Raw genomic sequence first — 26,271 nt, forward strand, 5'->3', positions numbered from 1 at the left:
GTCGAGCAGCAGGACGTCCTTGACCTCGCCCTTGAGCACACCGGCCTGGAGGGCGGCGCCGATGGCGACGACCTCGTCCGGGTTGACACCCTTGTGCGGATCCTTGCCGGTCAGTTCCTTCACCAGCTCGGTCACCGCGGGCATCCGGGTCGAACCGCCGACGAGAATCACATGGTCGATGGCGGAGACGCTGATGCCGGCGTCCTTGATGGCGTTGTGGAACGGCCCCTTGCAGCGATCCAGCAGATCGGCGGTCAGCTGCTCGAACTGCGCCCGCGTCAGCTTCTCGTCCAGATGCAGCGCCCCCTCGGACGAGGCGGTGATGTAGGGCAGGTTGATCGTGGTCTCGGTCGAGGACGACAGCTCGATCTTGGCGCGCTCGGCGGCCTCCCTTAGCCGCTGCAGCGCCATTTTGTCCTTCGACAGGTCCACGCCGTATCCGTTCTTGAACTGGGTGACCAGGTGGTCCACGACCCGCTGGTCCCAGTCGTCCCCGCCCAGATGGGTGTCCCCGTTGGTGGACTTCACCTCGACCAGGCCCTCCCCGATCTCGAGCAGTGACACATCGAAGGTGCCGCCACCGAGGTCGAACACCAGGATTGTCTGGTCGTTCTCCTTGTCCAGGCCGTAGGCCAGCGCGGCGGACGTCGGCTCGTTGATGATCCGCAGCACCTTCAGGCCCGCGATCTCGCCGGCCTCCTTTGTCGCGGTGCGTTGGGAGTCGTTGAAGTAAGCCGGAACGGTGATCACGGCATCCGTCACGTCCTCACCCAGATACGCCTCCGCGTCGCGCTTGAGTTTCTGCAGCACCCGCGCCGAGATCTCCTGCGCGGTGTACCGCCTGCCCTCCACGCCGCCCGACTCCGGGAAACGCCACTGCGCATCTCCGATGTGGCGCTTGACGGATCGCGCGGTGAGCTCCACATTCGTCACGGCCTGACGCTTGGCGATCTCGCCAACCAGCACCTCCCCGTTCTTGGCGAAGGCGACCACCGAGGGGGTGGTCCGGGCGCCCTCCGTGTTGGCGATCACGGTGGGCTCGCCACCCTCCAGCACACAGACGACCGAGTTCGTCGTGCCCAGGTCGATACCCACTGCGCGTGCCATTTCCTGCTCCTTCCCCACATTGACCAGCATATTTAACCGACAATGCTGCTAAATCATGCGTAAAACGTGAGTACCCTCCTGTCAAGGTTGGGCTGACGGTTGCGATCGAGCGGGGGAGCACCAACGCTTCGTGCGGCACTTCGGCGACAGCCGGAGACGCCCACGGCCGCCAAGCAGGCAGGGGACAAGAGCTCGGCTGCAGGGCCGGCACTGTCCGGGATCAGCGCCCTGGTCGGCCTCCGCGGCCGTGCCGGGCCGCTGTGCGTGGTATGGCGCTCGGCGCCGGGGATCGGGCGATGCGGTCGGTTCCACGCCCGGCACCGTGTAGTGATCCCGCCCGTCTGCGCATCGTCACCGTCCTAGCCTCACCGGGACCGGACCGCCCGGCCGACTACGAGGCTCCTGCGGCTGCCAAGTTGCCCGGACGCACGACAGGCCGACCCCCCTTCGGGTTCGGTCTCAGCGAATCGGAGTCGGCGCGACACCGGATCGTCGGCGGTGGCGATGCAGCTGGTGCAGGCCGGGCGTTGGTCCGTGACGGTGGTCCCGTAACCCTCCCGGACCCCTCACTCCCGCCACACCGCATGTCGCCTTCCTCCGCCGCCTCACCTGGGCCATCATGAGCCGCCGTCGGCCGACGGCAGTCTGCGAAGAGGTGGCTCATGGCAGGGCTCCGGATGGGACAGGGCGTACTTCGCCGCAAGCCCATCGAACGGATCGAAGAAGGCGCTCCGAGCGAGCAGCTCACCAGAACACTCGGCCTGTGGCAGCTGACGGCCATCGGTGTCGGCGGCATCATCGGCGCCGGAATCTTCGCCCTGGCCGGGGCGGTCGCGAACGGTACGGCCGGGCCCGCGGTGGTCGTCTCGTTCCTGATCGCGGGCGTGGCGAGCGCGGCCGCGGCCTTCTCGTACGCCGAGTTCGCGGGCATGATCCCGAAGGCGGGTTCGGCGTACACCTACGGCTACGCCGTGCTCGGCGAGCTGGCGGGCTGGTTCATCGGCTGGGACCTGTTGCTGGAGTACACGGCGATCGTGGCGGTGGTCGCCATCGGAATCTCGGGCTACTTCGGTTTCCTCCTCGGTGAGCTGGGGGTCGACCTGCCGGTCTGGATGCTGGGCGCGCCGGGCACCGGTGAGGGGCGTCAGGTCGACCTGTTCGCGATGATCCTGTGTCTGTTCACCGCGTACCTGCTCACGCTCGGCATCAGGAACGCCGCCCGGTTCGAGACGGTCGTGGTGGTGCTGAAGGTCCTGGTCGTCCTGCTGGTGATCGTCATCGGCTTCTTCCACATCGACACGTCCAACTACAACCCGTTCTTCCCGTACGGCGTCGGCGGGGCCTTCACGGGTGCGGCGACCGTCTTCTTCGCCGTGTTCGGGTACGACGCCATGTCGACGGCGGCCGAGGAGTCCAAGGACGCGCAGCGGCACATGCCGAAGGCGATCATCTATTCGCTGGCGATCTCGATGGTGCTGTACGTACTGGCCTGTCTGGTGCTGACGGGTATGCAGAACTACACCGAGATCGATCCGGAAAGCGGGTTCTCCACGGCCTTCAAGTCGGTGGGGCTGGGAGGTCTGGCGAACCTCATCGCGGTGGGCGCGATCATCGGCATCCTCACGGTGATGTTCACCTTCATGCTGGGCGTGACCCGGGTGTGGTTCTCGATGAGCCGCGACGGGCTGTTGCCGCACTGGTTCGCGAAGACGCACCCGACGAGGCATGTGCCGGTGCGGGTGACGTGGATCGTCGGCGTGGGGTCGGCGCTGATCGCCGGGTTCCTGCCCATCGGCGAGGCGGCGGAGCTCACCAACATCGGCATTCTGCTCGCCTTCGTCGTGGTGTGCATCGCGGTGATCGTGCTCCGTCGCCGGCAACCGGACCTGCCGCGGACGTTCCGCTGCCCGGGAGTGCCGTTCGTGCCGGCGATCGGTGTCGTGTTCTCACTCTGGCTGATCACGTTCCTGGCGTGGCAGACATGGCTCCGGTTCCTGGTGTGGCTCCTGATCGGCCTGGTGATCTACTTCGGGTACTCGTACCGGAAGTCGAACCTGGCCAGGGAGGAGAGCGGGGCCGCGCCGAAGCAGCTGTGAGGTGACCGGACATCCCAGCAGGGGCGTCGCTCGCTGTCGGCGGATTCGGTCTGTGCGGCATTCCCAGTGCGCTGATCGCCGCTCTGCTCGATCGGGAGACGGACGGACTGCATGTGGTGTCCAACAACTGCGGAGTGGACGACTGGGGTCTGGGTCTGCTGCTACGCGCGAGCCGCATAGCCCGGATGACCAGCTCGTACGTCGGCGAGAACAAGGAGTTCGCCCGGCAGTACCTGTCCGGGGAGCTCGAGCTGGTGCCCCAGGGCATACTCGCCGAGCGGCTCAGGGCCGACGGGGCCGGCATTCCCGCCTTCTACACCCCCGCCGGCGTCGGCACCCAGATCGCCGAAGGCGGACTGCCCTGGCGCTACCACCCGGACGGTACGATCGCCGTCGCCTCGCCGCCGAAGGACACCAGAGTCTTCGGCGACGCCGAGTACCTGGTCGTCCGGGTGTTCCCGGACGACCCGACGGCCCAACGCCGCATCGAGCGGCGCGTGCTGAGCACCGTCGGCACCGAGCGGGAAGGCGGGCGCTGACATGGCACTCTCCCGTGAACAGATGGCGGCACGCGCCGCCCGGGAACTGACCGACGGCACCTACGTCAATCTCGGGATCGGGCTGCCGATGGGCGGTGCCGTGGACCTGGTGCACGGCGCCCGCCGGGTGATCGTCTTGATGGAGCACACGGCGAAGGACGGCTCGCCCAAACTGGTGGCGCGCTGCACCCTCCCGTTGACCGGGCGTGGTGTCGTCCAGCGAATCATTACCGACCTTGCGGTCCTCGATGTTGCCGACGGCGGCTTCGTGCTCCGCGAACTCGCCCCGGGGGTGACTGCCGACGAGGTACGGGCCGCCACGGATGCCCCGCTCACCGTCGCCGAGCACCGTGAGGCCGTTGCGGCCAAGTAGCTCACGGGCCGGCGATGCTGACGTTTCATTGCAGCGAGAACGTCTTCGGCTCCGCCGCCTGGTCCGCCCGAGCGCCGCTGTACTCCTTGGAGTTGCGCTCAGGGACGGTTCCGTCTGCCTGCGCCGTCTCGCCTCCGCCTGCCGGCCGGGCGACGGAGTCGTCCGATGATGCCGAGCCACCTTGCGTACCTACCGAACGGCGTAGGGCGCTTCGGGAACTGACCTCGCGAGCTGTGCGCACGCTCCACGGGGCTGTGCCAACGGGGCAGAGCCGCGCTTGGTCGCCTCCTCCGAAAGGGAGCCGGTGGCGAGATGGCCGCGCTCCTGCGATCAACGACATTTGGGGCGGTCGCCTCCCGGACGGGATCGAGCCGAAAGAGCGCGTGTGTGTCCCAACGGAGTCCTTTCCATCCGGCTCTGGTCGTCATACGTGTGTTACCGACACGTGATCGCATCCGTGAGTTGCCTTGCTCGAGTAGCGGTAGACCCCATCATTTGAGGTCAGAATGTGGGTCGCTCACACATGGGGATAGGCGTTGTGGCAGGCCTATGTTTCCGGCCATGACGAACGGAAATCTGAGCGGCCGGATGGCGCTGGTGACGGGGGCCGGCAGCGGCATCGGCCGGGCCTGCGCCGTAGCCCTGGCCGACGCGGGCGCCGAGGTGCATGTCGTGGACATCGACGCGGAGGCGGCAAAGGCCGTGGCCGACTTGATCGGCGGCGTCGCGCACGCCACCGATCTGGCCGACCCCGCAGCCGTCGCCGCGCTGCCGGCCGATGCCGACATCCTTGTCAACAACGCCGGGCTTCAGCATGTCGCACCGCTCACGGACTTCCCGCCCGAGCGGTTCGCCCTGATCCAGCAGGTGATGGTTACTGCTCCGTTCCTGCTGATGCGCCAGACGCTGCCGCACATGTACGCGCGCGGCTGGGGCCGGGTGATCAACATCTCCAGCGTCCACGGACTGCGGGCCAGCGCCTACAAGTCGGCATACGTGGCCGCCAAGCATGCGCTGGAGGGCCTCAGCAAGGTCGCCGCCATCGAGGGCGCGCCGCACGGAGTGACCAGCAACTGCGTCAACCCCGGCTACGTCCGCACCCCGCTGGTCGAGGGCCAGATCCAGGACCAGGCAGCCGCGCACGGCCTGAGCGCCGGCGATGTGCTGTCGGACGTGCTGCTCGCTCGGTCTCCGGTCAAGCGGCTCATCGAGCCCGAGGAGGTCGCCGCCGCCGCGGTCTGGCTGTGCGGCCCGCACACCGGCTACGTCACCGGCATCTCCCTGCCTCTCGACGGGGGGTGGGGTGCGAGCTGACGCGTCACCCCCACCTGTTGCCCCCCACCTGTTTCACCCCCACCTGCTCCACGTACGTCCCCATCCCCGCGAGTGAGATTCGGTGAACCGCGATGTCGCGTAACCAGGCCGCAGAGCCGGAGCGGACCGCCCGCCCCGGTGGCATCGGCAAAATTGTCGGCGCCAGCCTGATCGGCACCACGATCGAGTGGTACGACTTCTTCCTGTACGGCTCGGCTGCCGCGCTGGTGTTCAACACCCTGTTCTTCCCCACCTCGGACCCTCTGGTGGGCACCCTGATCGCGTTCATCACGTACGCGATCGGCTTCCTAGCCCGCCCCCTGGGCGGCGTGGTGTTCGGCCACTTCGGCGACAAGCTCGGCCGCAAGAAACTGCTGGTGATCAGCCTGCTGCTGATGGGCGGCTCGACCTTCGCCATGGGTCTGCTCCCCACCCACGCCTCGATCGGAATCGGCGCTCCCATCCTGTTGACGGTGCTGCGCCTCGTCCAGGGCTTCGCGCTGGGCGGCGAGTGGGGCGGCGCGGTGCTCATCGTCGCGGAGCACGGCGGTGACAGGCGCCGGGGATTCTGGGCCTCCTGGCCGCAGGCCGGAGCCCCCGGCGGCAATCTGCTGGCCACCGGTGTACTCGCGTTCCTGGCGGCAGTGCAGTCCGACGCGGCGTTCCTCGCCTGGGGCTGGCGCATCCCGTTCCTGCTCTCCGGCTTGCTGGTGATGGTCGGCCTGTGGATCCGGCTGTCGGTGTCCGAGTCCCCGGTGTTCCTCGAGGCGCAGGCGAAGGCGGAGGCCGAGGCGGCGCAGGGGGTCAAGGAGAAGCCCCCGGTCGTACAGGTTTTCCGTAAGAGCTGGCGCGAGGTGCTCACGGCCATCGGTACGCGGTTCGGTGAGAACATCTCGTACTACGTCATCACGGCCTTCCTGCTGGTGTACGTCACCGCCCACCTCGGCCTGCCGAAGAGCACCGCCCTCAACGCGGTCCTGATCGCCTCGGCGGTCCACTTCGTCACCATCCCGGCCTGGGGCGCCCTCTCCGACCGGATCGGCCGGCGCAAGGTCACCCTGATCGGCTCCCTCGGTATGAGTGTTTGGGCGTTCGTGTTCTTCGCCCTCCTCGACACCAAGTCGTTCGCCGTCATCACCCTCGCCGTCACCATCGGCCTGTTGCTGCACGGCGCCATGTACGGACCGCAGGCCGCCTTCATTTCGGAGATGTTCGACACGAAGGTCCGCTACTCCGGGGCGTCGATGGGCTCCCAGCTGGCGTCCATCGTCGCCGGCGCACTCGCCCCCATCATCGCGGTGGAACTCCTCAAGGACTACGACTCCTCGGTCCCGGTGTCCGTGTACCTCTGCTTCGCCGCGATCGTCACCACCATCACCGTGGCCGTCGCCAAGGAAACCGTAGGCCGGGACCTGGCCAGTACATCCGACGCTCCCGCTCCCGCCCCCGTCGCGGCGTCTCCCGCCGTCGACCGGGTCTGAGCCTGCGATTCGACCGGCTGCCTGCTGTGCCTCCGAAGACGGCACAGCAGGCAGCCTCCATGTCCCCTCCGTGCGGGCACTCGCCGCGGGTCCTCCTGGTGCACTGCGCGCCCGAGTGGCGCTCCCGGCTCAGTACCGAGGCCGCCCGTCACGCCCGCGCTCTGGGCGGTGGGCTGGCCGGCTGCCCCCACGGCGGCCACTTCGTCCTCCTCGTACCATCCGAGGACCCCGGCTCCCTCGCCGCCTTCCTCGCCATGGACCTGGGGCAGGCGCTCGGCACTCCGGTGACGGTCGGCTCCGCCGGGCCGGCCACTGCGCCGGAGCGGCTCCCGACCACGTACGCAGAGGCCGGGCGCTGCCTGGAAGCCCTGCACACCCTGGGCCGCACCGGAGACGGCGCAGCCCTCCCAGACCTGGGCTTCGTCGGCGTACTCCTCGGCGCACGGGCCGACATCCACGGCTATGTACGCGATGTACTGGGACCAGTCCTCGACTACGACACCGAGCGGGGTACAGAACTCGTCCACACCCTGGATGCGCCCGATACTCGACGCAGCGGGTCCGAGGGACTGGCGTGAAGCAGTGAATCGGTGCTTCAATTGTTCCATGCCCTACCGAAGACCCCCCGCCGTGCAGGCCCGCCTCGACGCGCGCCGCGACCTGGTGCTCGAGGCCGCCGTCCGCCTGCTGTCGCGGGAGGGGTACGCCGGATGCTCGGTGGCGGCGATCGCCGCCGAGGCGGGAATCTCGACCGGCAGCGTGTACCAGTCGTTCTCCGGCAAGTCCGAGCTGGCGGCCGCGCTCTTCCGGACCCTGGTGGCCCGCGAGGTGGAGGCGGTCGCCTCCTCCGCGGCCCGCCCCGGACCCGCGGCGAAGCGCGTTGCCGCCGCGGTCGAGACCTTCGCCGCACGAGCCCTGCAGGCGCCACGACGGGCCTTCGCCCTGCTCGCGGAGCCGGTGGACCCGGCTGTCGACTCCGAACGGCTCGTCTTCCGGCGGGCGTTCCGAGACGTGTACGCCCAGCAGATCGCGGCGGGCGTGGCCACCGGTGAATTGCCCCCGCAGTCGCCGGAGCTGACCGCGGCGGCCCTGGTCGGCGCGGTCGCCGAGGCGCTCATCGGACCGCTCGCCGACGGTGACGCGGCACCGGACGACGTAATTCCAGGACTGATCACCTTCACCTTGCGCGCTCTTGGAGGGCCAGATGTCGCAGACGCATGAGGTCACCAACCAGGTCCCGCCGCACCACGGTTACGATGCTGCCGCCGACCTGGCACTGCTGGAGGCGACCGCGCGCGAGGGCGCCGGCTGGGCCGCCGCCGAGATGCATGAAATCGGCGTTCTCGCCGGCTCGGAACAGGCCGCCGAATGGGGGCGCCTGGTCAATGAAAATCCTCCGGTGCTGCGCACCCATGACCGCTTCGGCCGGCGCATCGACGAGGTGGAGTTCCACCCGTACTGGCACGAGCTCATGCGGGAGGCCGTCGGTCACGGCCTGCACGCCGCGCCGTGGCGGGACGACCGGCCGGGCGCGCACGTGGCCAGGGCTGCGAAGTTCTACATCTGGGGGCAGGTCGAGGCAGGCCACTCCTGCCCGGTGTCAATGACCTATGCGGCAGTGCCCGCCCTGCGCGCAGCGCCGGACCTCGCCCGCTGGCTGGAGCCGCTGCTCGCCTCCCGGGAGTACGACTTCGGGCTGCGCCGGCCCGACACCAAGCGCGGCCTGATCGCAGGCATGTCGATGACGGAGAAGCAGGGCGGCTCCGACGTACGGGCCAACACCACCACTGCGATACCCGACGCCGACGGCACGTATCGCCTTACCGGGCACAAGTGGTTCACCTCCGCCCCCATGTCGGACGTCTTCCTGACACTGGCCCAGGCACCCGGCGGACTGTCCTGCTTTCTGCTGCCCCGGGTACTGCCGGACGGCAGCCGCAACCGCATCCAGCTGCAACGCCTGAAGGACAAGCTGGGCAACCGCTCCAACGCCTCCGCCGAGATCGAATACGACGAAGCCTTCGGATGGCTGGTCGGCGAGGAAGGACGGGGAGTGGCGACCATCATCGAGATGGTCAACATGACTCGTCTCGATTGCGTACTCGGCGCGGCCTCCGGTATGCGCCTCGGGCTCATCCGGGCGGTCCACCACGCAACCCACCGCCGGGCATTCGGCTCCGCGCTCATCGACCAGCCCCTGATGCGCAATGTCCTGGCCGATCTCGCCTTGGAGTCCGAGGCAGCCACCACGGTGGCGCTGCGACTCGCGGGCGCCACCGACCGGGTTGTCGCGGGGGACACCGACGAGGCCCTCCTGCGCCGTCTGGGTCTGGCGGTGACCAAGTACTGGGTCTGCAAGCGCGGCCCCGCACATGCCGCCGAAGCCCTCGAATGCCTGGGCGGAAACGGCTACATCGAGGAGTCCGGCATGCCCCGCCTGTACCGGGAAGCGCCGCTGGCATCCATCTGGGAAGGTTCCGGTAATGTCGCTGCCCTGGACTCGCTCCGGGCGATGACCCGGCAACCGGAGACCGTCGAGGCCTTCTTCGCGGAAGTCGAGCAGTCGGCGGGAGTGAACCGGCACCTCGACGCGGCGGTAGCAGGCCTTCGCAAGCAGCTGGCAGACCCCGCCGAGGCCGAATACCGTGCCCGCGGACTCACCGAGACCATGGCGCTCGTCCTCCAGGGCTCGCTCCTGCAACGCCACGCACCCGCCGCGGTCGCCGACGCCTTCTGTGTCTCCCGGCTCGGCGGCGAACACGGCAACGCGTTCGGCACCCTGCCGCTCGGCGTGGACACCACCGCCATCCTCGACCGGGCCCGGACGGTCGCCGTATGACGGAGGGCGTCGGCCAAGTGACCACCGTCTGGCGGGAGCTCGGCCTGCCGGACTGATCGCCGAGCAGGGCATGTGACCGTCATGCACGTGATCAGGCGGGTGATGGCACGTCCCGCGAGGCCGTGACCCGTGCGGCTTCGCCGCACGGGTCACGGCCTCATCGAACGGCGGCTGCTATCGGTACTCGACGGTCAGGGTTGCCTGGTTGTCCTTGTTGACGAACAGGTACGCATTCGACGTCTGGTTCGATTCGAAGCGCAGCCGGAGCTGGGTGAGTCCAGTCCGGCTGATCGCGTTGAGTCCGGTTGCCGACAGGTCGGTGGAGGGCTTGCTTCCTGAGGTGAAGGCGCCGATCTCGGCAGCACCTGCGATGGTGGCGGTGGCCGCCCAGTCCGAGGCTTCCACGCCGCAGCCGCCGAGGCATCCCTGCTGTACGTCGACCAGCAGCCGGTTGCCCGCCGGGCCGGCCCAGGGGTCACCGGAGCCGCTGCTGCGGCTCACCGTCACATAGGCGCGCGTGATCTCTTTGCCGGCCGGGATCTGCGAGGTGTCGAAAGACAGCACGGTCCGGTTGTACTTGCCGTCGCTGCCGCGGCCGACCGCGAGGCCGTAGGAGTCCTCCAGTGTGCCGAGGGCCGCGCCGGAACCGTCCGCGGCGGCCTTGATGTAGCCGTCCTGGGAATCCGTGCTTGCAATGGTCACCCTGTTCTGGCCGGAAGGAGGTGTCCCGTCGCTGAGGGCCTCCACCATCGCCGTGATCGTCTCGATCTGCTTGCCGCCGTGTCGGGCGTAGGCGGAATCGCCCTGGTAGCCCCACCAGTTCCAGCAGCCGTTGGGGTTGTCCAGCGTGGTGGTCGCGATGGCCTGCGGGTACAGGACGATCAGGTTGTTGGTGTCGGCGTACTCATTGAGGTACGCCTTGTCGATGAACTGGCTGCCGAACCCTTGGTACGAGTAACCCTGCTTGCAGCCGTGCAACGCGACCACGAGCTTGCAGGCCGCGCCGCCGGCACAGCTGGACGGCACGTACACGAAGCCCTTCTCGTCCATGGAGATGGGCTTGGCCTGCCCGCCCGGTGCGTATCGGTTCTGGTCGAACTGGGTCAGGGTGCCGCCAGGTGTGCTGCTGGGGGCCGTGACGGAGCCGAGCAGATGGCCCAGGAGGTCACGTTCGGCATCGAAGCCGCAGTTGTTGATCCATGGGGTTGCTGTGACCGCGCAGGAGTTCGGTCCGAGCGGGCTGATCCAGGCGTGTCCGGCCGCGGTGCTCTTGTTGTAGAGGACCTGGGCGCCGAACCGGCCGTAATAGGTGGACAGCGCGTCGGCCACGGGACGCTTGACGGTTGAGTCGCTGGATCCGCTGAAGAGGTAGACCGGGTCTCCGGAGAGATTGGCCACCGGGTCGATGAGGCCTTGCGCCGCCCAGTCCCGCGTTGTCTGCTCCAGCTTGTTGAGCTGGAGGTCCTGCATCGTGTCCATGCAGGCGTAAAGGGCCTTGTTGAGGTCGTTCTGCGCGCAGTAGTTCGGCCCGGAAGCGAAGGCCGCCGACCCGTCGAACGTCCCGGAGTACGCCACATGGAGCTGGGTTGCCATATACCCCCCGGAGGAGATACCGGCGCTGTATACGCCGCTGATGTCGTGGGGCTGGAGCTCGCCCGGTACGGGTGCCGGGGCGGCCGCGACTGCGGGAGCGGTTGGGGGGAGCACCTGCGCTGCGCCGACCAGCAGTAGCAGAGCGGTCAGCCGAAGAAACCGGGAAGCGGGCGACGATCTCATGGACCCTCCTGGGGCGAGGTGCAGGCACACCGCGGTGGCACCACACGTGTGTTGCCGTGGTTTCCGGGAGGTTAGGTCCAGGCGTAGGGGCCGGATATGGGGTCCGCAGCTATAAACACCGGTGCGGGTTATGGCGATCCGATGCCTCGCACGGGCAGGCCCGGTCCAGTGCATCCGTCGATGCCCCGGTCCAGTCCCGCTGTCCGTCCCGCGCCGGGTCAGGAACTGTGGCGGCTTCGCGGCACTGAGAGCACACCTGCCCCGTAGACGGTGCAGGAGACCGGCTCGTGGCCGAAGGGCCGATGCCCGCCCGGCTGCTGTGCTCCCCGGCCGCGATGCATCCGGCGGGCGCAACGACTCGAGGCACAGGCCGGCACCGGCCTGCCGCGCGGCCAACTGCCGGGCGGGCGAGGACCGGGCGCGCGAGCGCGCGGCCGCACTGCGCACCGCCGTGTACGGCGATCTCGAACCGCCGGCCCGCGCCGTGTCAGAGGACGCCTGACGGCATCGGACACCGGCCCGAGCACCGCAGGAGTGCATGCCGGCCAGACGGCCGCCCGCATGGTACCAAGTGTTACCATGCGGGGCATGGCGAAGACACAGCTTGGCGCACGCGTGGATCAGGACGTCGCGGAACTCGCGAAGAAGCGGGCCGCGGACCTCGGCCTGAGTGTGGGGGACTACCTGGCGCGCCTTGTACAGGATGATGCCAGCGGTCTGCGCGCCCGCGCGGTGGATGCGGCCGCCCGGTTCCTTTCCGAGCATCAGGACGTCTTCGACGAGGCCGAGGACGCGCAGCAGACCTCCGCGGGAGCGCGCGCCGCCTGATGGACCTGCACATTGACGTTCCCTGGATTCTGCAGGTCGCCGAGGCGGCCGGGGCGGGCGATCCCGCCCCCGACGACTACGGAATTCCTGTTTCTGCTGTCGCGCGCCACCGGGCGGAGCTCTTCGAGCAGCCGGTCTACGACGGCCCCTACGCCAAGGCGGCCGCGCTGGTGCACACTCTGGGGCGGTGTCGCTGGCTGGAGCGCTCCAACCTGGCTGTCGCGGCCGCCACCGGCGTCATGTACCTGGAAGCCGCCGGCATCCCCGTCAAACCCACCCGCGACGACGCCATCGCCCTGCGGGACATGCTTCTTGACTCCGCCTGCACCGTCGCGGAGATCGCCGCACTGCTGCGATCCTGGCCCACCGCCAGCTGACACCGCGCGGGCTCGTCTGCCTGAGCCGGGCGCTCGGGAGCATCTGCGGAGGCTCGGACCTCCTCGCTTCCCCAACGGGTGGACGAAGGGTGGGCTATGGCCGGCCACATCGTCAGGTGTCGTACTCGTCGGGGACGCGCATGTTGGGGCCGCCGACGTGCAGGCCGAGCGGGACCGCGCGTCCCTTCGGCTCTTCCCACGCCTCCTGGCGGCCGAGCGCGGTGAGGTCGAGGTAGTGGTAGCCGTTGTGGAACTCCTCGATGCCACGGCCGAACGTGGAGTAGGTGTGGAAGACCTCGTCGCCGACTCGGAGGAGGGCGCTGATGCCCGGCCAGTCGCCGCGCATGCTCTCCGTGAACGGCGTTCCGGCCTCGGCGAGCTCAGCCTCCGTGCGGTGGTAGATCTGCACTGGCGCGACCCGTTCGTCGACGGTCGCGTGGAAGTCGTAGTTGAAGTCGCTGCCCGCCGAGGAATACCAGGGGAACGTCCAGCCCATGCGCTCGCGGTACGCAGCGAGCTTCTCGTACGGCGCCCGTGTCACCGCGACAAGCGTGGTGTTGCGGACGTGCAGCTGCCTCAGCTTGCCGATGCCGTCGGCGGCGGAGGAGCAGCTGGAGCAGCCGGTGTCGCGGGGATGCTCAGTACCGTCGACGTCGATGTCGTAGGTCCACATGAAGTGATGCATCACCAGCTGCGGCCGCCCCTCGAACAGATCGAGCAGGCTGACCTTCCCGTTCGGTCCCTCGAACACGTACGGCTTGTCGACGCGAACCATCGGCAACCGCCGGCGGTCGGCGTTGACCCGGTCTTGCGCCCGGGTGAGCTCCTTCTCCTCGACCAACAACTCCTTGCGTGCGGCGAGCCACTCCTCGCGCGACACCACCTCGGGCAGGGGTCCCATCGACATGTGTACCTCCGGAACTGATCTCCTCTTTGCGACTATTTGCAGGCTACGTGCAGTTTTGCGCGGGTGCTGGACGCTGTGCTCGCGCTCACTTCTCGCCCTGGCCTCATTCGCCACCGCACTGATCAGCGGACGCAGGCCGGCTGATCGGCGAGAATCTGCGGTGTGATCGAGGACGACCCGTACGTGTGGCTGGAGGATGTCGGGGGCGGGGCTGCTTCGGCGTGGGTGGCCGAGCGCAACGCCGAGACCATGGAGGAGCTGACCACCGTCCCAGGATTTGAAGAACTCGTGGCCGGGCTGCGCCAGGTGCTGGACGCCTCCGACCGCATCCCCTACACCTTCCGCCGTGGCGAGTTTCTCTACAACTTCTGGCAGGACGCCGAGCACGTGCGCGGTATCTGGCGGCGCACCACGCTCGAGGAGTACCGCAAGCACGAACCCCGCTGGGAGCTGCTTCTCGACCTCGACGTACTGGCCGACACCGAGGGTGAACCGTGGGTGTGGGCAGGCTCGCGGGCGTTGTACCCGGACTACCGGAACGCCCTGGTCCTGCTGTCGCGGGATGGTGCGGACGCGGTCGTGGTCCGCGAGTTCGACCTGGTCACCCAGACGTTCGTGCAGGACGGCTTCGTCCTGCCGGAGGCGAAGACGTCCATCGGCTGGATCGACGTCGACCATGTCTTCGTCGGCACCGACACCGGCCCCGGCTCCATGACCGCTTCGGGCTACCCGCGCACCGTGCGCCGCTGGCGGCGCGGTACACCCCTGTCCGAGGCCGAACTGGTCTACGAGGCAGCGGAGGAGGATCTGTCCACCGTCGGCTGGCGCGAGGTCACACCTGGCTTCGAGCGCGACTTCGTCTCCCGCGCGCTCGACTTCTGGAGCAGCGAACTCTTCTACCGTAGGCCGGACGGCGAGCTGGTGAAGGTCGACGTCCCTGACGACGCCGGCAAGACCGTCCACTGCGAATGGCTGCTGGTCACACCGAAGACGCCCTGGCTCGGCCATGGCGCCGGCACTCTTCTCGCGTTCTCCTTCGACGCCTTCCTCGCCGGCGACCGCACTGCGCAGGTCCTCTTCACCCCGGACGAGCGCTCCGCCCTGGTGGGCCACGCCTGGACGCGCCACCACCTGGTCGTGGAGTCCCTTTGCGACGTCGCGACCCGCCTGGAGGCTCTGACGCCAAGCGAGGGCGGCTGGACGCGCCGACCGCTGACGGAAGTGCCCCCGCTGTCCTGCGCAGAGATCACCGACACCGACCGGTACGCGAGCGACGAGTTCTTCCTCGAGGTCACCGGATACCTCCAGCCCCCCACCCTCTACCGGGGCGAGCTCGGCGGCACTACTGAGGTGGTCAAGCGGGCGCCTGCGCGCTTCGCCGCCGACGGCCTGGCCGTGCGACAGCACTTCGCGGTATCGGCCGACGGCACCCGGGTGCCGTACGTCGTCGTCGGGCCCGATACACCGAACCCCGATGCGGCCGGCCACGGGCCGACGCTGCTGTACGGGTACGGCGGGTTCCGCGTCTCCCTCACCCCCGCCTACTCGCCGATCACCGGCCGGGCGTGGCTGGAGCGGGGTGGTACCTACGTGGCCGCGAACATCCGCGGCGGCGGCGAATACGGCCCCACCTGGCACCAGGCCGCCCTCAAGGCCGGCCGGCACCGCGCGTTCGAGGACTTCGCCGCGGTCGCCAAGGATCTGGTCGACCGCGGCATCGCCACACCCGACCGCCTCGCAGCCATGGGCGGCAGCAACGGCGGACTCCTCGCGGGCGCCATGCTCACCCAATACCCCCACCTGTTCGGCGCCATCGTCGCCGAGGTGCCCCTCCTCGACATGCTCCGCTTCCACCACCTGTTGGCCGGCGCCAGCTGGATGGCGGAATACGGCAACCCCGACCACGAGGAAGACCGCCCCCACCTCGAACAGCTTTCCCCCTACCACCAGCTCCGCGCCGACGCCGCCTACCCGCCCGTCCTGCTCACGACGTCGACGCGGGACGACCGCGTCCACCCCGCGCACGCCCGCAAGACCGCGGCGCGGCTGTGCGAGCTCGGGCATCGAGTCCTGTTCTGGGAGAACACCAGTGGCGGACACGCCGGCGCGGCCGACCATGAGCAGATCGCTTTGAAGAACGCGCTCGTGTGGACCTTCCTGCAGCAGACTCTGAGCAGCAGGTGCCGATGAGCCGGACGGGGCCGCTCTGTAGCTGCCCCGCCCGGCCCCGGTCCCGGTCAGGCGGGACCCGAGGCGCAAACGCTTCGGGCCGTCTCCGCCCGCGCCGCCAGGGAGCAGCCGGCATCACCGTGACCTTCCTTGGACCGCCTCGGTGCTGTGCGGGCCCGGGATCTGTCGACTCCGTGTTTCTTGCTGGCGACCGTGGGTGACGAGGCGGGTGATGGCCGCCCCCAGTCGATCCGAGTGGGACGCATCGCCGGCGAGCCTGACGTGCTTGGTGAGCACGTGACTGGAGTGATCCGCGAGGCCGACCCGGCGGCGGACCGCCCGCCTACGATGGAGGGGCGGAGACGGGAGAGGGATCGTGACCGAACGCAAGCCACAGGGTGTCAGTTTCGAGTCGTGGGTCGACAAGCAGATCCGGGACGCGACCGACCGCGGTGAGTTCGCGTCCCTGCCCGGTTTCGGCAAGCCGCTTGAGGACGACAGGGCTCCGTACGACGAACAGTGGTGGATCAAGAGCAAGATGCGCCGCGAGGGTGTCTCCGTCCTCCCGCCGGGACTGGCCTTGCGCAAGGAGGCCGAGGACGCTCGCGAAGCGGTCGACCGTGCGGCGACGGAGTACCAGGTCCGGCGCATCCTCACCGAGATCAACGAGAAGATCACGAAGGCGCTGCTGCGTCCGCCGCCAGGCCCGCCGCTGGGCCGGAAGCCGTTCGATGTAGAGGCCGTCGTGCGCGAGTGGCGCGCCGCCCGCAGGGGCTGACGCTTCGGCGGCCCACGAGCTGAGGCGCCTTACACGAGGCGTGTGGCAAGTCAGCAGATGGACCGGGTGCGGGCAGCGCGGGGACGTACGGTGCCCCGCCCCTTACCTGCGCGCCTTCGCACCACGCCCTATTACAGCGGCGGCCGTTCCTTCGGTGGTGTCCGGGTGCCGGGCGCGTTGTGCCAGATGCCTGTCCCTCAGGGTCTTGTCCCGCTCACTCATCCCGCCCTGCAGGGTCTCGCTCAGCTCGGCCTCCAGGAGGGCGCGGCCGTCCTCGGCCTCCGGCCGCCCCTGGTCGGGCACCGTGATGACCCGCTGCTGCGTGGACGTGGGCAGGCGATTGAGGCGGGCGCCGCGCAGCCACACGTCATCGGCCCCGCTGCGCAGCACCATCGTCTCCGCGTCGCTCCACTCGCGCGGGTTCTCCACTTCGTGCGCGACCGCGAACGCGTTCTGCGGCCAGTCCCCGGCCGCGCCGACATGGCTGAGGCGGGGTTCCGGGGCGACGCGGCTCAGGGCGACGGCCATGTAAGGGATCTCCGGGGCGTGCTGCAGGACCAGCGGCAGCACATCGGGAAGCGAGGTGACGCTCGCCGACTCGGTCGTGGGCGGTTCACCGCCGCCACGAGCCCGAGTTGCCGGTGGTGGGTTCGTCCTGGGCGCGCGCGACGGGGAGGTCGACTCACCTGTCCCGAGGGACCGTGTACCGCGGCCATGTAGTTTCGTGGGCAACGATCTCCGAGGAGCAGTCATGTCATCTACCCGTGACCGGGTCCTGTACGTCACCGACCTGGCCTACCAGGCACGCGGGCGGCGGTACTGCGACGAGGACATCTTCCTGACGTCCCGCCTTCGCGAGGACTTCGACCTTGCCCTGTGCCACCCGCTGGAGGCGGCTGCGCTGATGGACGCCTTCGACGCCGTGGTCGTCCGCAACAGCGGCCCTGTCCTGCACTACCGGGCCCAGTACGAGGCCTTCCGCGAGCGCGCGGTCAACAGCGGCGCCCGCGTCTACAGCCAGCTGTCCGGTAAGGCCGACATGGCCGGCAAGCAGTACCTCTTGGATCTGAGCGCCGCAGGATACCCGGTCATCCCGACCATCGACCGCCCGCAAAACCTGGACCGTCTGCCGAAGGCGGACCAGTACGTGGTCAAGCCCAAGCTCGGTGCGGACTCCATCGGCCTGGAATTCGTCTCCCCAGACCGCCTGGACGACCTGGTGTTCGAGAATGTTCTCGTCCAGCCGCGCATCGACTTCGCCTACGAGGTCTCGTTCTACTTCATCGACCACGCGTTCCAGTACGCCCTTTACGCGCCCCGGACCGATCAGCGGTGGCTCCTGGAACCGTACGAACCCACGGCGGCCGACCTCTCCTTCGCCCAGTGCTTCATCGACTGGAACGGCATCGACCACGGCATCCAGCGGGTCGATGCCTGCCGCGCCCCGGACGGCGAACTCCTGCTGGTCGAACTCGAAGATCTGAATCCGTATCTGTCGCTGGACCTCCTCGACGAGCAATCCCGCACGATCTTCGTCGCGAACCTGAAGGAATCCCTGCGTACCCTCCTGCACGCCGCCCCTTCTGCGGGGCCGCCCGCACGGCCATGATGAGAGGCTAAGGATCCCGTCGATCAGCTCCGGGTCCGGATCGTCGAGCAGCCCGAACGAACCTCCGGCGCCCCTCGGTGGTCCAGTCCGCACGCGGAGCTTTCCTACTGCGAAGGCACGACAGCCAAGTGTGACATGCACGCCCGCTCGCTGCTCGAAGCGGCCGTGCGAACGATCAGCACCAAGGCGCGACGCGAGCTCCGCATGGCCGTCGACCCTCTCGGCACCGCTTCCTCGCGCACCTTGAACTGCCCAGCCGACCTTCCCTGGTGGCACCACCGGATCCCCAGCTGACCTCCCGCCTCCCTCCTGTGACAGAAGTGACGGCCCGGCAGAGTTGGAGGTCGTGATACGGCCTACCCGGCGACGTGATCCAAATCCAGCGTGGAGGAACTTCGCCGATGACGCCCGCTTCGGGCGGCTGGGAGAGGTCCAGTACGCCGCCCAGGGCAAGGGGGTTGCGGCGGTAGTAGCCCACCCGATCGTCGGCTGGGCTACCTGCTGTTCGTGGCACGGGCCGCGACGGCCGGCTCTCCAGCTCCGTGGCTTGCGCTCGGGAGCCTGCCGCCGGAGCGGTATGCCGAGCTGTTCACGAGCGGCCGGGGCCTGGGTGAGTGCCGGATGCGTCAGGAGACGGAGGCGGTGCGGGTCGCGCTGGCGACCTTGCAGTTCCTGGTGTCGGTCTCCTTGCCGGGGCCGGTGTAGGGGGCTTCTACATCCATCTCGTAGTTGTTGAGGGCGGCCACCGTCACATCGCTGATCGTCTTGGTGACCGGTGCCGCGCTGGGGCTGTCGCCCTCGAACTGCACCGTGATGTCGTACGTCTGGTCCGTCGCGGCCGAGTTGGTGATGTAGAGATGGCCCCTGAGGTGCGCGGCCGCGGGGTCGATGGAGCAGTACTTGAACTCCACGTGCGCCGTAGCGTCGACGGGGCCGGCAGCGGACCCGTCGGTAGGGCTTTCCGTGGCGTCTTCGCCGCCGGAGACCGAACCGCCGTCCGTGCCACCGTCGTAGTCGTCGTAGTGGCTGCCGCCGCTGCCGCTGGAACTGCTGGTACCGGAGCTGTGGTCGTTGTCGCAGCCGCCACCGCGCGAACCGCGCGCGCCGGTCAGCGTGATCAGGACGATGCCGAAGACGGCGATCGCACGGACATGGCGCCTCTTCACGATCCGACCCCCATTGAACGTGTGCACTTGACGCAAGCGTGTGTATGGATGTGACGTAAAGCCGATCTTACTTGACGGGCGCACGTCACCCTAATGCACTCTGCAGGTCAACAGAATCCGACGACCGCCGTCACCGCCGACAGCAGCGGCGTATTTCGGCGAAGGCACCCGCCTACAGTCCAACGTCGGCTGGACGGGGAAGGAGCCGGACTTCTACAAGCAACCCGTCACAGGAATATCCGTTCAGCCGATACGGCTGGGATGCCGGCCTGATCGCCGTGAACGACACCGAAGTCACTCTGATTTGGGCATTGCTGCCCATCTGAACCACCGCCCGATGGACAACCCGTGCTCACCCGCTCCGCTACCTACCCCGACCGGGAATCAGCCCAATGGGCCGCCCAGGAGGTCGTCAACCGTAACGAACAGGCCATTCATCGCTGGCTGGCCCAGGCACCCGCCCGCGCCTGACCATCGAGCCGCCTGACCTCCCGCGCGGATGCGGCTGGCCGGGCCAAGGCCGGGCCTCCAGCGATGTGGGCCGGGCCCGTGCCGCGGGGTCGGACTGCGCACCGCCCGAATGCACACGTGGCGTCCGCACACCTGGTGCCCCGATTGCGCCGTCGGGGGACTATGGAGAGGTGACCGGTACGAGCGACCGTCCGATCTCGGACTACGCACTGCTCTCCGACTGCCAGACCGCAGCGCTGGTCAGCCTCGACGGTTCCGTCGACTGGCTCTGCCTCCCCCATTTCGACTCCAGAGCGGTGCTGGGGCGGCTCCTGGGACCGGAGGCGGGCCACTGGTCGATCCGGCCACTCAGTACGTACACGGTGCGGCGGCGTTACCTGGACCGCAGCCTGGTGCTGCGGACGGAGTTCCGCACCCCCACCGGCACGGTCGCCGTCACCGATGCGCTCGCCTCAGGGCGGAACGAGCGGGGCCACGACCTGGGCCGACATGCGCCGCATGTGCTGCTGCGGGTCGTGGAATGCACCGAGGGTGCCGTGGCCATCGAGATGCAGTTCGCACCACGGCCCGAGTACGGGCTGATCAGGCCTCTGCTCATCCCGGTGGATGGCGGACTGCGGTGCCACGGCGGCCCTGCCACGCTGGGGCTCTGCTGCCCGGTGCCACTGGAGATCTCCGACATGGCCCAGGCCAGGGCGCGGCTGCAGGAAGGAGAGACCCTGGCTTTCTCCCTTCAGCAGGTGCCCGCTGGCAGCCGCCCAATGCCGCCTTCCCGGGCCGAGATCATCGAGCACCTGGAAGACACCCTCCACGGCTGGCGCTCGTGGTCGCAGCTGCACCAGTCCTACGAAGGTCCCTGGGAGGAGCTGGTCCACTTGAGCGGCCGCCTTCTCCAGGGCCTTACCTTCCAGCCGACCGGCGCGATCGTCGCGGCACCGACCACATCCCTGCCGGAAGGAGTAGGGGGCGTGCGCAACTGGGACTACCGCTTCGCCTGGGTACGGGACGCATCCTTCACCCTGGATGCGCTGTGGGTGGCAGCCTGTCCCGACGAGGCCGAGGCCTTCTTCAGCTGGATGGCACAGGCCGCCGCGAGCGCCCCGGGCCACTGCGAATCTATGCAGATCATGTTCGGAATCCGCGGTGAACGGGACCTGAGCGAGCGTGAACTGCCGCATCTGCCAGGCTGGCGCGGCAGCCGGCCGGTACGCGTCGGTAACGACGCCTGGCGGCAGCGTCAGCTCGACGTGTACGGAGAGTTGCTGTCGGCCGCCTGCCGGCTCCGGGACTACCTCGGCGGACTGGACGACTCCACCAAGGACTTCCTGGCAGGCTGCGCCGATGTGGCAGCCACCTGGTGGCACATCCCGGACCAGGGCATCTGGGAGGTACGCGGCCCACCTCAGCACTTCCTCTACTCGAAGCTCATGTGCTGGGTCGCCCTCGACCGTGCCCTCGAACTGGCCGACGACCTCAACGCCGCGGAGCGTGCACCGGCGTGGGTCCGCGCTCGGGACGAGATCCGGGCCGCGATCGAGGAGCGGGGCTGGAGCGACGAGGCGGGCGCGTACACCCAGGCATTCGGCACGGACATCCTGGATGCGTCCGTGCTGATGATGCCGATCGTGGGATTCGTCCCTGCCAACGCGCCCCGGATGCACGCCACGATCGATGCGATCCGCGAGCGGCTCACCGGCAAGGACGGCCTCGTCTACCGTTACCTCACCGACGACGGCCTCCCAGGCGAAGAAGGCACCTTCTTGCTGTGCACCTTCTGGCTGGCGCACGCCTTGGCCCTGGCGGGGGACACCGCCGCGGCACGCGAGGTCTTCGAGCGTGCCGCGCGCTGTGCCAACGATGTAGGTCTGCTGGCCGAAGAGGTCGATCCGCACAGCGCTGAGCTGCTCGGCAACTTCCCGCAGGCATTCAGCCACATCGGCCTGGTGAACGCCGCCTGGGCCGTCCGCCAGGCCGAATCGGCCGGCCGCTGACCTTGCCCGGCCGGCGAGCTCCTGCCTTCTGCTCGGTCGCGGTTCCCTGTCTCAGAAGCGTCGTGACGTCGTTGTTGCTGTTCCGCCAATCGAGGAGTGCAACGGCATGCGTAGGAGATCTCAGGCAGCTGTCATTGCGGCTGCCGGCGCGCCCTCGGTCAGCGGTCAGACCACGGCCGCGGGGGAGCCGGCCGCCCAGGCACGGCCAACAGCCGTGCACCGGCCGACACACATCACCGGTGACACAGTCACACAGCAGACGTTCCCCGGCGGCCCGCAGGCATTGACCGCCGAGGCCGCGCCGAGGGCGGGAAATGTCTCCGTACAGGCGTCCGGACCGGCGGCAAGCCGGCATCATCACCTCGGACGTGGGCGGTTACCTCGCAGCCGGACTGGTTGACGAGGAGGCAGGTTCGTGCGGCTGCGCGGCCGGCGTACCGGGGGAGAGCTGAGGGCCCTTGATGAGAGTGGATGACCAGGATCGCAGGTGTTCCACATCCGAGATCACGGCCCCCGATCGGCCCGATGCGGACGGGCGTCAGTCGGCTGCGTCCGGACGCGGGATCTGCGGTGCGCTGACGGATAAGGCGAAATGAACGGCCCAGCAGGGCCGGGACTTGCGGTTCAGTGCTCGGTGACGACCCGGGAGACGTGGTACTGCCGGATCCGCCAACTGCTGCCCTCCCGCCGAAGAACCAGCGACAGGTGTACGGACGCCTCCCAGCCTGCCGGGTCGCGGAACGTGACGTCCGCGAAACCTCCGGCGACCTGCTCGCCGATCGTGTACGTGTGGAGGATCGTCACATCGGCGCTGCGATCGCCCGGGACGGCTTCGTAGTAGCCACGTACGGAGTCCCGGCCGGAGAGAACCTCGGGTCCGAAGCCCTGGAAGAGGGCATCCGGCGTGAACAGGTCGGCCATGACGTCCGGCTGATGGCCGTCGAACGCGGCCTTCCAGCGCTGCAGTACCTCGTGCATTGGATTGCTCATCGCTTCAGCTCTTATCTGTGCGTGTCGGGTAGGGGGCGGCTCCCGCCATGAGGCTCTGCCTGTGGCCGAGTGGACTCGGGCAGATTAGCCGACCGGTCTAGTACAAACTAGTCGAGCGGTCGTATACTTGCAACATGGGACGAACCAGTGACGCCAGAGGAAAGATCATCAGCGCCGCGCAGTCACTCATCGAGCTGCGTGGGTACTCGGCGCTGGGCGTGGCCGAGATCTGCAAGACGGCCGGCGTACCCAAGGGCAGCTTCTACTACTTCTTCGAGTCCAAAGAGGCTCTGGCGCTGGCGGTCCTCGATGAGCACTGGGCAGGCCAGCAGCGCGACTGGACCCGCGTCCTGCGCAGCGACGCCGAACAGCCCCTGCAGCGGCTGAGGCAGCTGTTCGAGGAGACCGAGGCGGCTCAGCGCGCCGGTCAGAAGAGTTGCGGCACCGTTTCGGGGTGCTTGTTCGGGAACCTCACCCTGGAGCTGAGCAATCAGACCGAAGCGATCCGCTTGCGCCTGCAGGAGATCTTCGAAGCCCAGGTCGACATGGTCGAGTCGGTCATCACCGAAGCCCTTCAGCGCGGAGACGTCTCTGTCACCGACACACGTGAAGCCGCTCGTTCTGTCGTCGCGCAACTCGAGGGCCAGGTGCTGTTCGCGAAGCTCTACAACAACATGTCCCCGCTCAGCGCCCTCTGGGTGAACTGCCTGGCCCTGTTGGGTGCGCGCGCGCCGCAGGAGGCAGCGGCCGGCCAGTGAGCCGGCCTGACTCGGGGTGCCGGGATCGGCACGGGCGGCTCGTGGCTCGACGCACGTGACATTCTCCCCGCGCGCCCGCCGGCCGGCCGTCGGGTCGCTTGCCGCGGCGGTCGGCGACCGCAGCTCCCTCCCGGCGCCCTGTGCAGTCGACGGGCGACGGCAGACACCGGTTTGTGGTCCTGCTCGCCGGGCAGCCCGAGCCCGATCATGGAGCAGACCTCCGTGTCGTGCCGCGCGTCGGGCGCGGCGCGTAGTGGTCAGAGTCGGGAGGCCAGCCTCTGCAGGATCTGAGCAGCAGGCTCGGCGGTGGCGTGGCCGTGCCCGGTACCGGCCCACAGATTGATCCGTTCAGGATCGCCCGCTGCGGCGGCAGCCTTGCGCATCGGGCTGGTCAGGTGGTGCAGTGCGGGATAGCCGGTGGGGGCGATGTGGGTGTAGTGGTCGGTGAAGTGGTTGCGGAGCGCCCTTGCGGGCCGGCCCGTGAACGCCCTGGTCACCACGGTCTGGCGTCGTGCTGGGTCGGCCAGTGCGGCCTTGTGGGGGAGTGAGGTGCCGGCCTCGTCCGCACGCAGCAGGACAGTGCCGACCATGACCGCCGCGGCGCCCGCGCGCAACGCCCCGGCCACGCCGGGCGGGGTGGCCAGCCCGCCCGCGGCGACGAGCGGCAGCGACACCGCCTGGCGCACTTCGCCCAGCAGATGGGTCAGGGGGATGGAGGCCGGGATGCGCTGCGGCGTGAGCGTGCCGGAGTGCCCTCCTGCGGCGGAGGCCTGCACGGCAAGCACCTCGGCGCCGGCGTCCGCGGCCAGGCGGGCCTCCGCGGGCGAGGTCACGGTCTGGACCACCAGGGTTCCGGCGGCGCGCAGTGAGGCGATGACAGCTGCCTCCGGGATGCCGAAGGTGAAGCTGACGACGGGTACCGGCTCGGACAGCAGCAGGTCGATCTTGTCCGACCAGTGGTCGTCGTCTTCGACGATTTCAGCTGCCTGTACATCGATGTCGTAGGCCTGGGCCGTGGGGGCGATTGCGCGGGCGTAGCGTCGGAAGGCTTCCGTGGCGATCGGCAGGGGGCCGGGCGCGAAGAGGTTGACCCCGAAGTTGACGCCTTCGCGGCGGACCTGGGTGATCTGCTCGGCCAGCGCATCAGCTGTCTTGTATCCGCCGGCAAGGAATCCCAAGCCGTTCGCACGGGCAGCTGCAGTGACCAGTGCGGGGGTGCTGGGACCGCCGGCCATCGGCGCGGCCAGGATCGGGGTGCCCACCCCGAGAGCGGCCAGTGGTGAAGCCATGACGTGTCTTCTTCCTCTGAGGTGGGGACTACGCCTGTCAGGCCAATACCCGGAGGCGAGCTCCAGACGCTGACCGGTGAGTCGCGTCTGAACGGACCGGTGACAGTGGAACTCCGGTATGCGGGCGGGGCAGGGCGCGCGGGTGACGCGCCCTGCCCGGGCTGTGCCGGCGGGGCTGTGCCGCATGAGCCGTTCCCGGCCCGGCACGCCGGGCATTGGTGCGACCGGTTCAGCTCCCGCCGTGTGGATCACCGGGCGGGCGACAGGCTCTCCTGCGGCTCAGCGGCCGGCGGTCTGGCCGCCGTCGACGGGGAGGACGACGCCTGTGACGAACGGGGCGTTCTCCAGGTAGATCACCGCGTTGATGATGTCGCTCACCTCACCCATCCGGCCGACCGGGTGCAGGGCGGCGAGGGTCTCATGGAACTCCTCGGGGTGCATGGGGGTCTTGACGGTGCCCAGGGCGACGGCGTTGGAACGAATGCCGCGGGTGGCGTACTCGATGGCCAGCGCCTTGGTGGCGGACTGAAGGCCGCCCTTGGTCAGCGAGGCGAGTACAGAAGTCACGTTGGAGTCGGGCTGGTCGCCCAGGCTGCTCGTGATCTGCACAATGTGACCGCCGCCCTGCTCGAGCATGCGCTCGACCGCGAGCTGGGTGATCCGGAAGAAGCCGTCCACGTTGACGCCGAGCACCGCGTTGTAGTCGTCCTCGGTGTAGTCGGTGAAGGGCTTGGCGATGAAGATCCCGGCGTTGTTGACCAGTGTGTCGATGCGGCCGAACCGCTCGACGCCCGCAGCGATGACGCGCTCGGCGGTGGCACGGTCGGCGATGTCGCCCTGGACGGTAAAGACCTCCGGGTCCTCAGACTCGGGAATGCTGCGCGAGGTGGCGACGACGGCGTAGCCCAGCTTGCGGTAGGCGGTGACAAGTCCGGCTCCGATGCCCTGGGATGCACCGGTGATGACGGCGACCTTCTGAACCTGCGTACTCATGATGACCTTTCGAAGGGAGGGATGGGGTGCCGACCGACAACTAACCGACCGGTCGCCTATTGCAAAGTAGGCGACCGGTCGAAAAATTCCAAGGGGCTGTGATCGGGCCGCCCGGGCTAAAGAGGCCAGTGCGTGACGTGGTGTTCTCGTCGAGCGGCGTCGTGGAAGCCTGTCGGCCCGTCACCGCGAGAGCCGGCGCAGGCAACCCATGGTCGGGCGTGATGAAGCGACGGGGAACGATCCATGCTGTGCCGCTGTTGCACCGGCACGCAGGCGACGAGGTCCCTGGACGTCGCCACGCGGATGGGGTCCGCCCTGTCGCGAAGCGGTCCTGTCCGCCGGGCCGCCGGGCCGCCGGGGCCGCCGATCCGCCGTTGGCGGACGGCTGCCTGAGCTTCACCGGCGACCGGTGCAGCCATC

21 protein-coding genes and 2 pseudogenes are annotated in these 26,271 nt (G+C 68.7%); 15 read left to right on the plus strand and 8 right to left on the minus strand.

What is annotated here, in order from left to right:
* Positions 1-1,107 (minus strand): Hsp70 family protein (locus AB0M62_RS30415; RefSeq protein ID WP_366077552.1); only part of this gene is annotated, 1,107 nt, incomplete at its 3' end.
* Between the two features lie 662 nt (positions 1,108-1,769).
* Between AB0M62_RS30415 and AB0M62_RS30420 the strand changes: the two genes are divergently transcribed.
* The 8 genes and pseudogenes from AB0M62_RS30420 to AB0M62_RS30455 all read left to right on the plus strand — a co-directional run bounded on the left by AB0M62_RS30420 (position 1,770) and on the right by AB0M62_RS30455 (position 9,749).
* Positions 1,770-3,203: an amino acid permease gene (locus AB0M62_RS30420; RefSeq protein WP_366077553.1), complete on the plus strand. Its 1,434-nt coding sequence runs from the start codon at positions 1,770-1,772 to the stop codon at positions 3,201-3,203.
* Positions 3,204-3,214: 11 nt separating this feature from the next.
* Positions 3,215-3,649, plus strand: a pseudogene (locus AB0M62_RS30425) (CoA-transferase); the annotation flags it as partial.
* A 94-nt stretch (positions 3,650-3,743) separates the two neighbouring features.
* Positions 3,744-4,115: a CoA-transferase gene (locus AB0M62_RS30430; RefSeq protein WP_366077554.1), complete on the plus strand. Its 372-nt coding sequence runs from the start codon at positions 3,744-3,746 to the stop codon at positions 4,113-4,115.
* A 561-nt stretch (positions 4,116-4,676) separates the two neighbouring features.
* Positions 4,677-5,429 carry a 3-hydroxybutyrate dehydrogenase gene (locus tag AB0M62_RS30435; RefSeq protein WP_366077555.1) on the plus strand — a complete coding sequence of 251 codons (753 nt, stop codon included), beginning with the start codon at positions 4,677-4,679 and terminating at the stop codon, positions 5,427-5,429.
* 92 nt (positions 5,430-5,521) lie between these two features.
* The gene (locus AB0M62_RS30440; RefSeq protein ID WP_366077556.1) at positions 5,522-6,910 is read left to right on the plus strand and encodes an MFS transporter; all 1,389 of its coding nucleotides are present in this window, start codon (positions 5,522-5,524) and stop codon (positions 6,908-6,910) included.
* Between the two features lie 89 nt (positions 6,911-6,999).
* Positions 7,000-7,449 (plus strand): annotated as a pseudogene (locus AB0M62_RS30445) (diguanylate phosphodiesterase); the annotation flags it as partial.
* 67 nt (positions 7,450-7,516) lie between these two features.
* Positions 7,517-8,131, plus strand: a complete 615-nt coding sequence (locus tag AB0M62_RS30450; protein ID WP_366077557.1) for a TetR/AcrR family transcriptional regulator — start codon at positions 7,517-7,519, stop codon at positions 8,129-8,131.
* Positions 8,115-9,749 carry an isovaleryl-CoA dehydrogenase gene (locus AB0M62_RS30455; protein ID WP_366077558.1) on the plus strand — a complete coding sequence of 545 codons (1,635 nt, stop codon included), beginning with the start codon at positions 8,115-8,117 and terminating at the stop codon, positions 9,747-9,749. Before AB0M62_RS30450 ends, AB0M62_RS30455 begins: the two co-directional genes overlap by 17 nt.
* A gap of 174 nt (positions 9,750-9,923) precedes the next feature.
* Here AB0M62_RS30455 and AB0M62_RS30460 read toward each other — a convergent pair whose 3' ends face one another.
* Complete coding sequence (locus AB0M62_RS30460; protein WP_366077559.1) at positions 9,924-11,525, minus strand: PHB depolymerase family esterase; 1,602 nt, start codon at positions 11,523-11,525, stop codon at positions 9,924-9,926.
* Positions 11,526-12,113: 588 nt separating this feature from the next.
* On the opposite strand from AB0M62_RS30460, the gene AB0M62_RS30465 reads away from it, so the two are divergent.
* A complete protein-coding gene (locus AB0M62_RS30465; RefSeq protein WP_366077560.1) occupies positions 12,114-12,353 on the plus strand; it encodes a hypothetical protein in 240 nt (79 codons plus the stop codon).
* Positions 12,353-12,730 (plus strand): fic family toxin-antitoxin system, toxin component, encoded by a 378-nt coding sequence (locus AB0M62_RS30470; RefSeq protein WP_366077561.1) that lies wholly within the window; start codon positions 12,353-12,355, stop codon positions 12,728-12,730. Before AB0M62_RS30465 ends, AB0M62_RS30470 begins: the two co-directional genes overlap by 1 nt.
* Before the next feature lie 112 nt (positions 12,731-12,842).
* Here the strand turns inward: AB0M62_RS30470 and AB0M62_RS30475 are convergent, their stop codons facing one another.
* Positions 12,843-13,637 (minus strand): DUF899 domain-containing protein, encoded by a 795-nt coding sequence (locus AB0M62_RS30475; RefSeq protein WP_366077562.1) that lies wholly within the window; start codon positions 13,635-13,637, stop codon positions 12,843-12,845.
* A gap of 153 nt (positions 13,638-13,790) precedes the next feature.
* Between AB0M62_RS30475 and AB0M62_RS30480 the strand changes: the two genes are divergently transcribed.
* The gene (locus tag AB0M62_RS30480; protein ID WP_366077592.1) at positions 13,791-15,827 is read left to right on the plus strand and encodes a prolyl oligopeptidase family serine peptidase; all 2,037 of its coding nucleotides are present in this window, start codon (positions 13,791-13,793) and stop codon (positions 15,825-15,827) included.
* 355 nt (positions 15,828-16,182) lie between these two features.
* Complete coding sequence (locus AB0M62_RS30485; protein ID WP_366077563.1) at positions 16,183-16,584, plus strand: DUF1992 domain-containing protein; 402 nt, start codon at positions 16,183-16,185, stop codon at positions 16,582-16,584.
* Positions 16,585-16,686: 102 nt separating this feature from the next.
* Here AB0M62_RS30485 and AB0M62_RS30490 read toward each other — a convergent pair whose 3' ends face one another.
* Positions 16,687-17,154 carry a hypothetical protein gene (locus AB0M62_RS30490; RefSeq protein ID WP_366077564.1) on the minus strand — a complete coding sequence of 156 codons (468 nt, stop codon included), beginning with the start codon at positions 17,152-17,154 and terminating at the stop codon, positions 16,687-16,689.
* Positions 17,155-17,335: 181 nt separating this feature from the next.
* Between AB0M62_RS30490 and AB0M62_RS30495 the strand changes: the two genes are divergently transcribed.
* The gene (locus tag AB0M62_RS30495; protein WP_366077565.1) at positions 17,336-18,193 is read left to right on the plus strand and encodes a hypothetical protein; all 858 of its coding nucleotides are present in this window, start codon (positions 17,336-17,338) and stop codon (positions 18,191-18,193) included.
* Between the two features lie 626 nt (positions 18,194-18,819).
* On the opposite strand, the gene AB0M62_RS30500 is transcribed toward AB0M62_RS30495, so the two are convergent.
* On the minus strand, positions 18,820-19,359 hold the full coding sequence (locus AB0M62_RS30500; RefSeq protein ID WP_366077566.1) for a hypothetical protein: 540 nt from the start codon (positions 19,357-19,359) through the stop codon (positions 18,820-18,822).
* Between the two features lie 641 nt (positions 19,360-20,000).
* On the opposite strand from AB0M62_RS30500, the gene AB0M62_RS30505 reads away from it, so the two are divergent.
* Entirely contained in the window at positions 20,001-21,821 is a 1,821-nt protein-coding gene (locus AB0M62_RS30505; protein ID WP_366077593.1) for a glycoside hydrolase family 15 protein, read from the plus strand.
* A gap of 624 nt (positions 21,822-22,445) precedes the next feature.
* Here the strand turns inward: AB0M62_RS30505 and AB0M62_RS30510 are convergent.
* Complete coding sequence (locus tag AB0M62_RS30510) at positions 22,446-22,799, minus strand: SgcJ/EcaC family oxidoreductase (RefSeq protein WP_366077567.1); 354 nt, start codon at positions 22,797-22,799, stop codon at positions 22,446-22,448.
* A 146-nt stretch (positions 22,800-22,945) separates the two neighbouring features.
* On the opposite strand from AB0M62_RS30510, the gene AB0M62_RS30515 reads away from it, so the two are divergent.
* Positions 22,946-23,569 (plus strand): TetR/AcrR family transcriptional regulator, encoded by a 624-nt coding sequence (locus AB0M62_RS30515; protein WP_366077568.1) that lies wholly within the window; start codon positions 22,946-22,948, stop codon positions 23,567-23,569.
* Positions 23,570-23,826: 257 nt separating this feature from the next.
* On the opposite strand, the gene AB0M62_RS30520 is transcribed toward AB0M62_RS30515, so the two are convergent.
* Together AB0M62_RS30520 and AB0M62_RS30525 are read right to left on the minus strand one after the other, a co-directional pair.
* The gene (locus AB0M62_RS30520; RefSeq protein ID WP_366077569.1) at positions 23,827-24,858 is read right to left on the minus strand and encodes a nitronate monooxygenase; all 1,032 of its coding nucleotides are present in this window, start codon (positions 24,856-24,858) and stop codon (positions 23,827-23,829) included.
* 279 nt (positions 24,859-25,137) lie between these two features.
* Positions 25,138-25,851, minus strand: coding sequence for an SDR family oxidoreductase (locus AB0M62_RS30525; RefSeq protein WP_366077570.1), 714 nt, complete (start codon positions 25,849-25,851; stop codon positions 25,138-25,140).
* Positions 25,852-26,271 lie beyond the last annotated feature (420 nt).

The sequence above is a fragment of the Streptomyces sp. NPDC051219 genome (assembly GCF_040682335.1).
In the GTDB taxonomy this organism is placed as follows: Bacteria; Actinomycetota; Actinomycetes; order Streptomycetales; family Streptomycetaceae; genus Streptomyces.

What these genes read in the sequence shown, in the direction of transcription:
- AB0M62_RS30525 (WP_366077570.1), bottom strand. Translation starts at nt 25,851, where the DNA reads ATGAGTACGCAGGTTCAGAAGGTCGCCGTCATCACCGGTGCATCCCAG.
- AB0M62_RS30430 (WP_366077554.1), top strand. Translation starts at nt 3,744, where the DNA reads ATGGCACTCTCCCGTGAACAGATGGCGGCACGCGCCGCCCGGGAACTG.
- AB0M62_RS30455 (WP_366077558.1), top strand. Translation starts at nt 8,115, where the DNA reads ATGTCGCAGACGCATGAGGTCACCAACCAGGTCCCGCCGCACCACGGT.
- AB0M62_RS30420 (WP_366077553.1), top strand. Translation starts at nt 1,770, where the DNA reads ATGGCAGGGCTCCGGATGGGACAGGGCGTACTTCGCCGCAAGCCCATC.
- AB0M62_RS30520 (WP_366077569.1), bottom strand. Translation starts at nt 24,858, where the DNA reads ATGGCTTCACCACTGGCCGCTCTCGGGGTGGGCACCCCGATCCTGGCC.
- AB0M62_RS30495 (WP_366077565.1), top strand. Translation starts at nt 17,336, where the DNA reads ATGTCATCTACCCGTGACCGGGTCCTGTACGTCACCGACCTGGCCTAC.
- AB0M62_RS30475 (WP_366077562.1), bottom strand. Translation starts at nt 13,637, where the DNA reads ATGTCGATGGGACCCCTGCCCGAGGTGGTGTCGCGCGAGGAGTGGCTC.
- AB0M62_RS30435 (WP_366077555.1), top strand. Translation starts at nt 4,677, where the DNA reads ATGACGAACGGAAATCTGAGCGGCCGGATGGCGCTGGTGACGGGGGCC.
- AB0M62_RS30510 (WP_366077567.1), bottom strand. Translation starts at nt 22,799, where the DNA reads ATGCACGAGGTACTGCAGCGCTGGAAGGCCGCGTTCGACGGCCATCAG.
- AB0M62_RS30515 (WP_366077568.1), top strand. Translation starts at nt 22,946, where the DNA reads ATGGGACGAACCAGTGACGCCAGAGGAAAGATCATCAGCGCCGCGCAG.
- AB0M62_RS30465 (WP_366077560.1), top strand. Translation starts at nt 12,114, where the DNA reads ATGGCGAAGACACAGCTTGGCGCACGCGTGGATCAGGACGTCGCGGAA.
- AB0M62_RS30450 (WP_366077557.1), top strand. Translation starts at nt 7,517, where the DNA reads ATGCCCTACCGAAGACCCCCCGCCGTGCAGGCCCGCCTCGACGCGCGC.
- AB0M62_RS30440 (WP_366077556.1), top strand. Translation starts at nt 5,522, where the DNA reads ATGTCGCGTAACCAGGCCGCAGAGCCGGAGCGGACCGCCCGCCCCGGT.
- AB0M62_RS30470 (WP_366077561.1), top strand. Translation starts at nt 12,353, where the DNA reads ATGGACCTGCACATTGACGTTCCCTGGATTCTGCAGGTCGCCGAGGCG.
- AB0M62_RS30460 (WP_366077559.1), bottom strand. Translation starts at nt 11,525, where the DNA reads ATGAGATCGTCGCCCGCTTCCCGGTTTCTTCGGCTGACCGCTCTGCTA.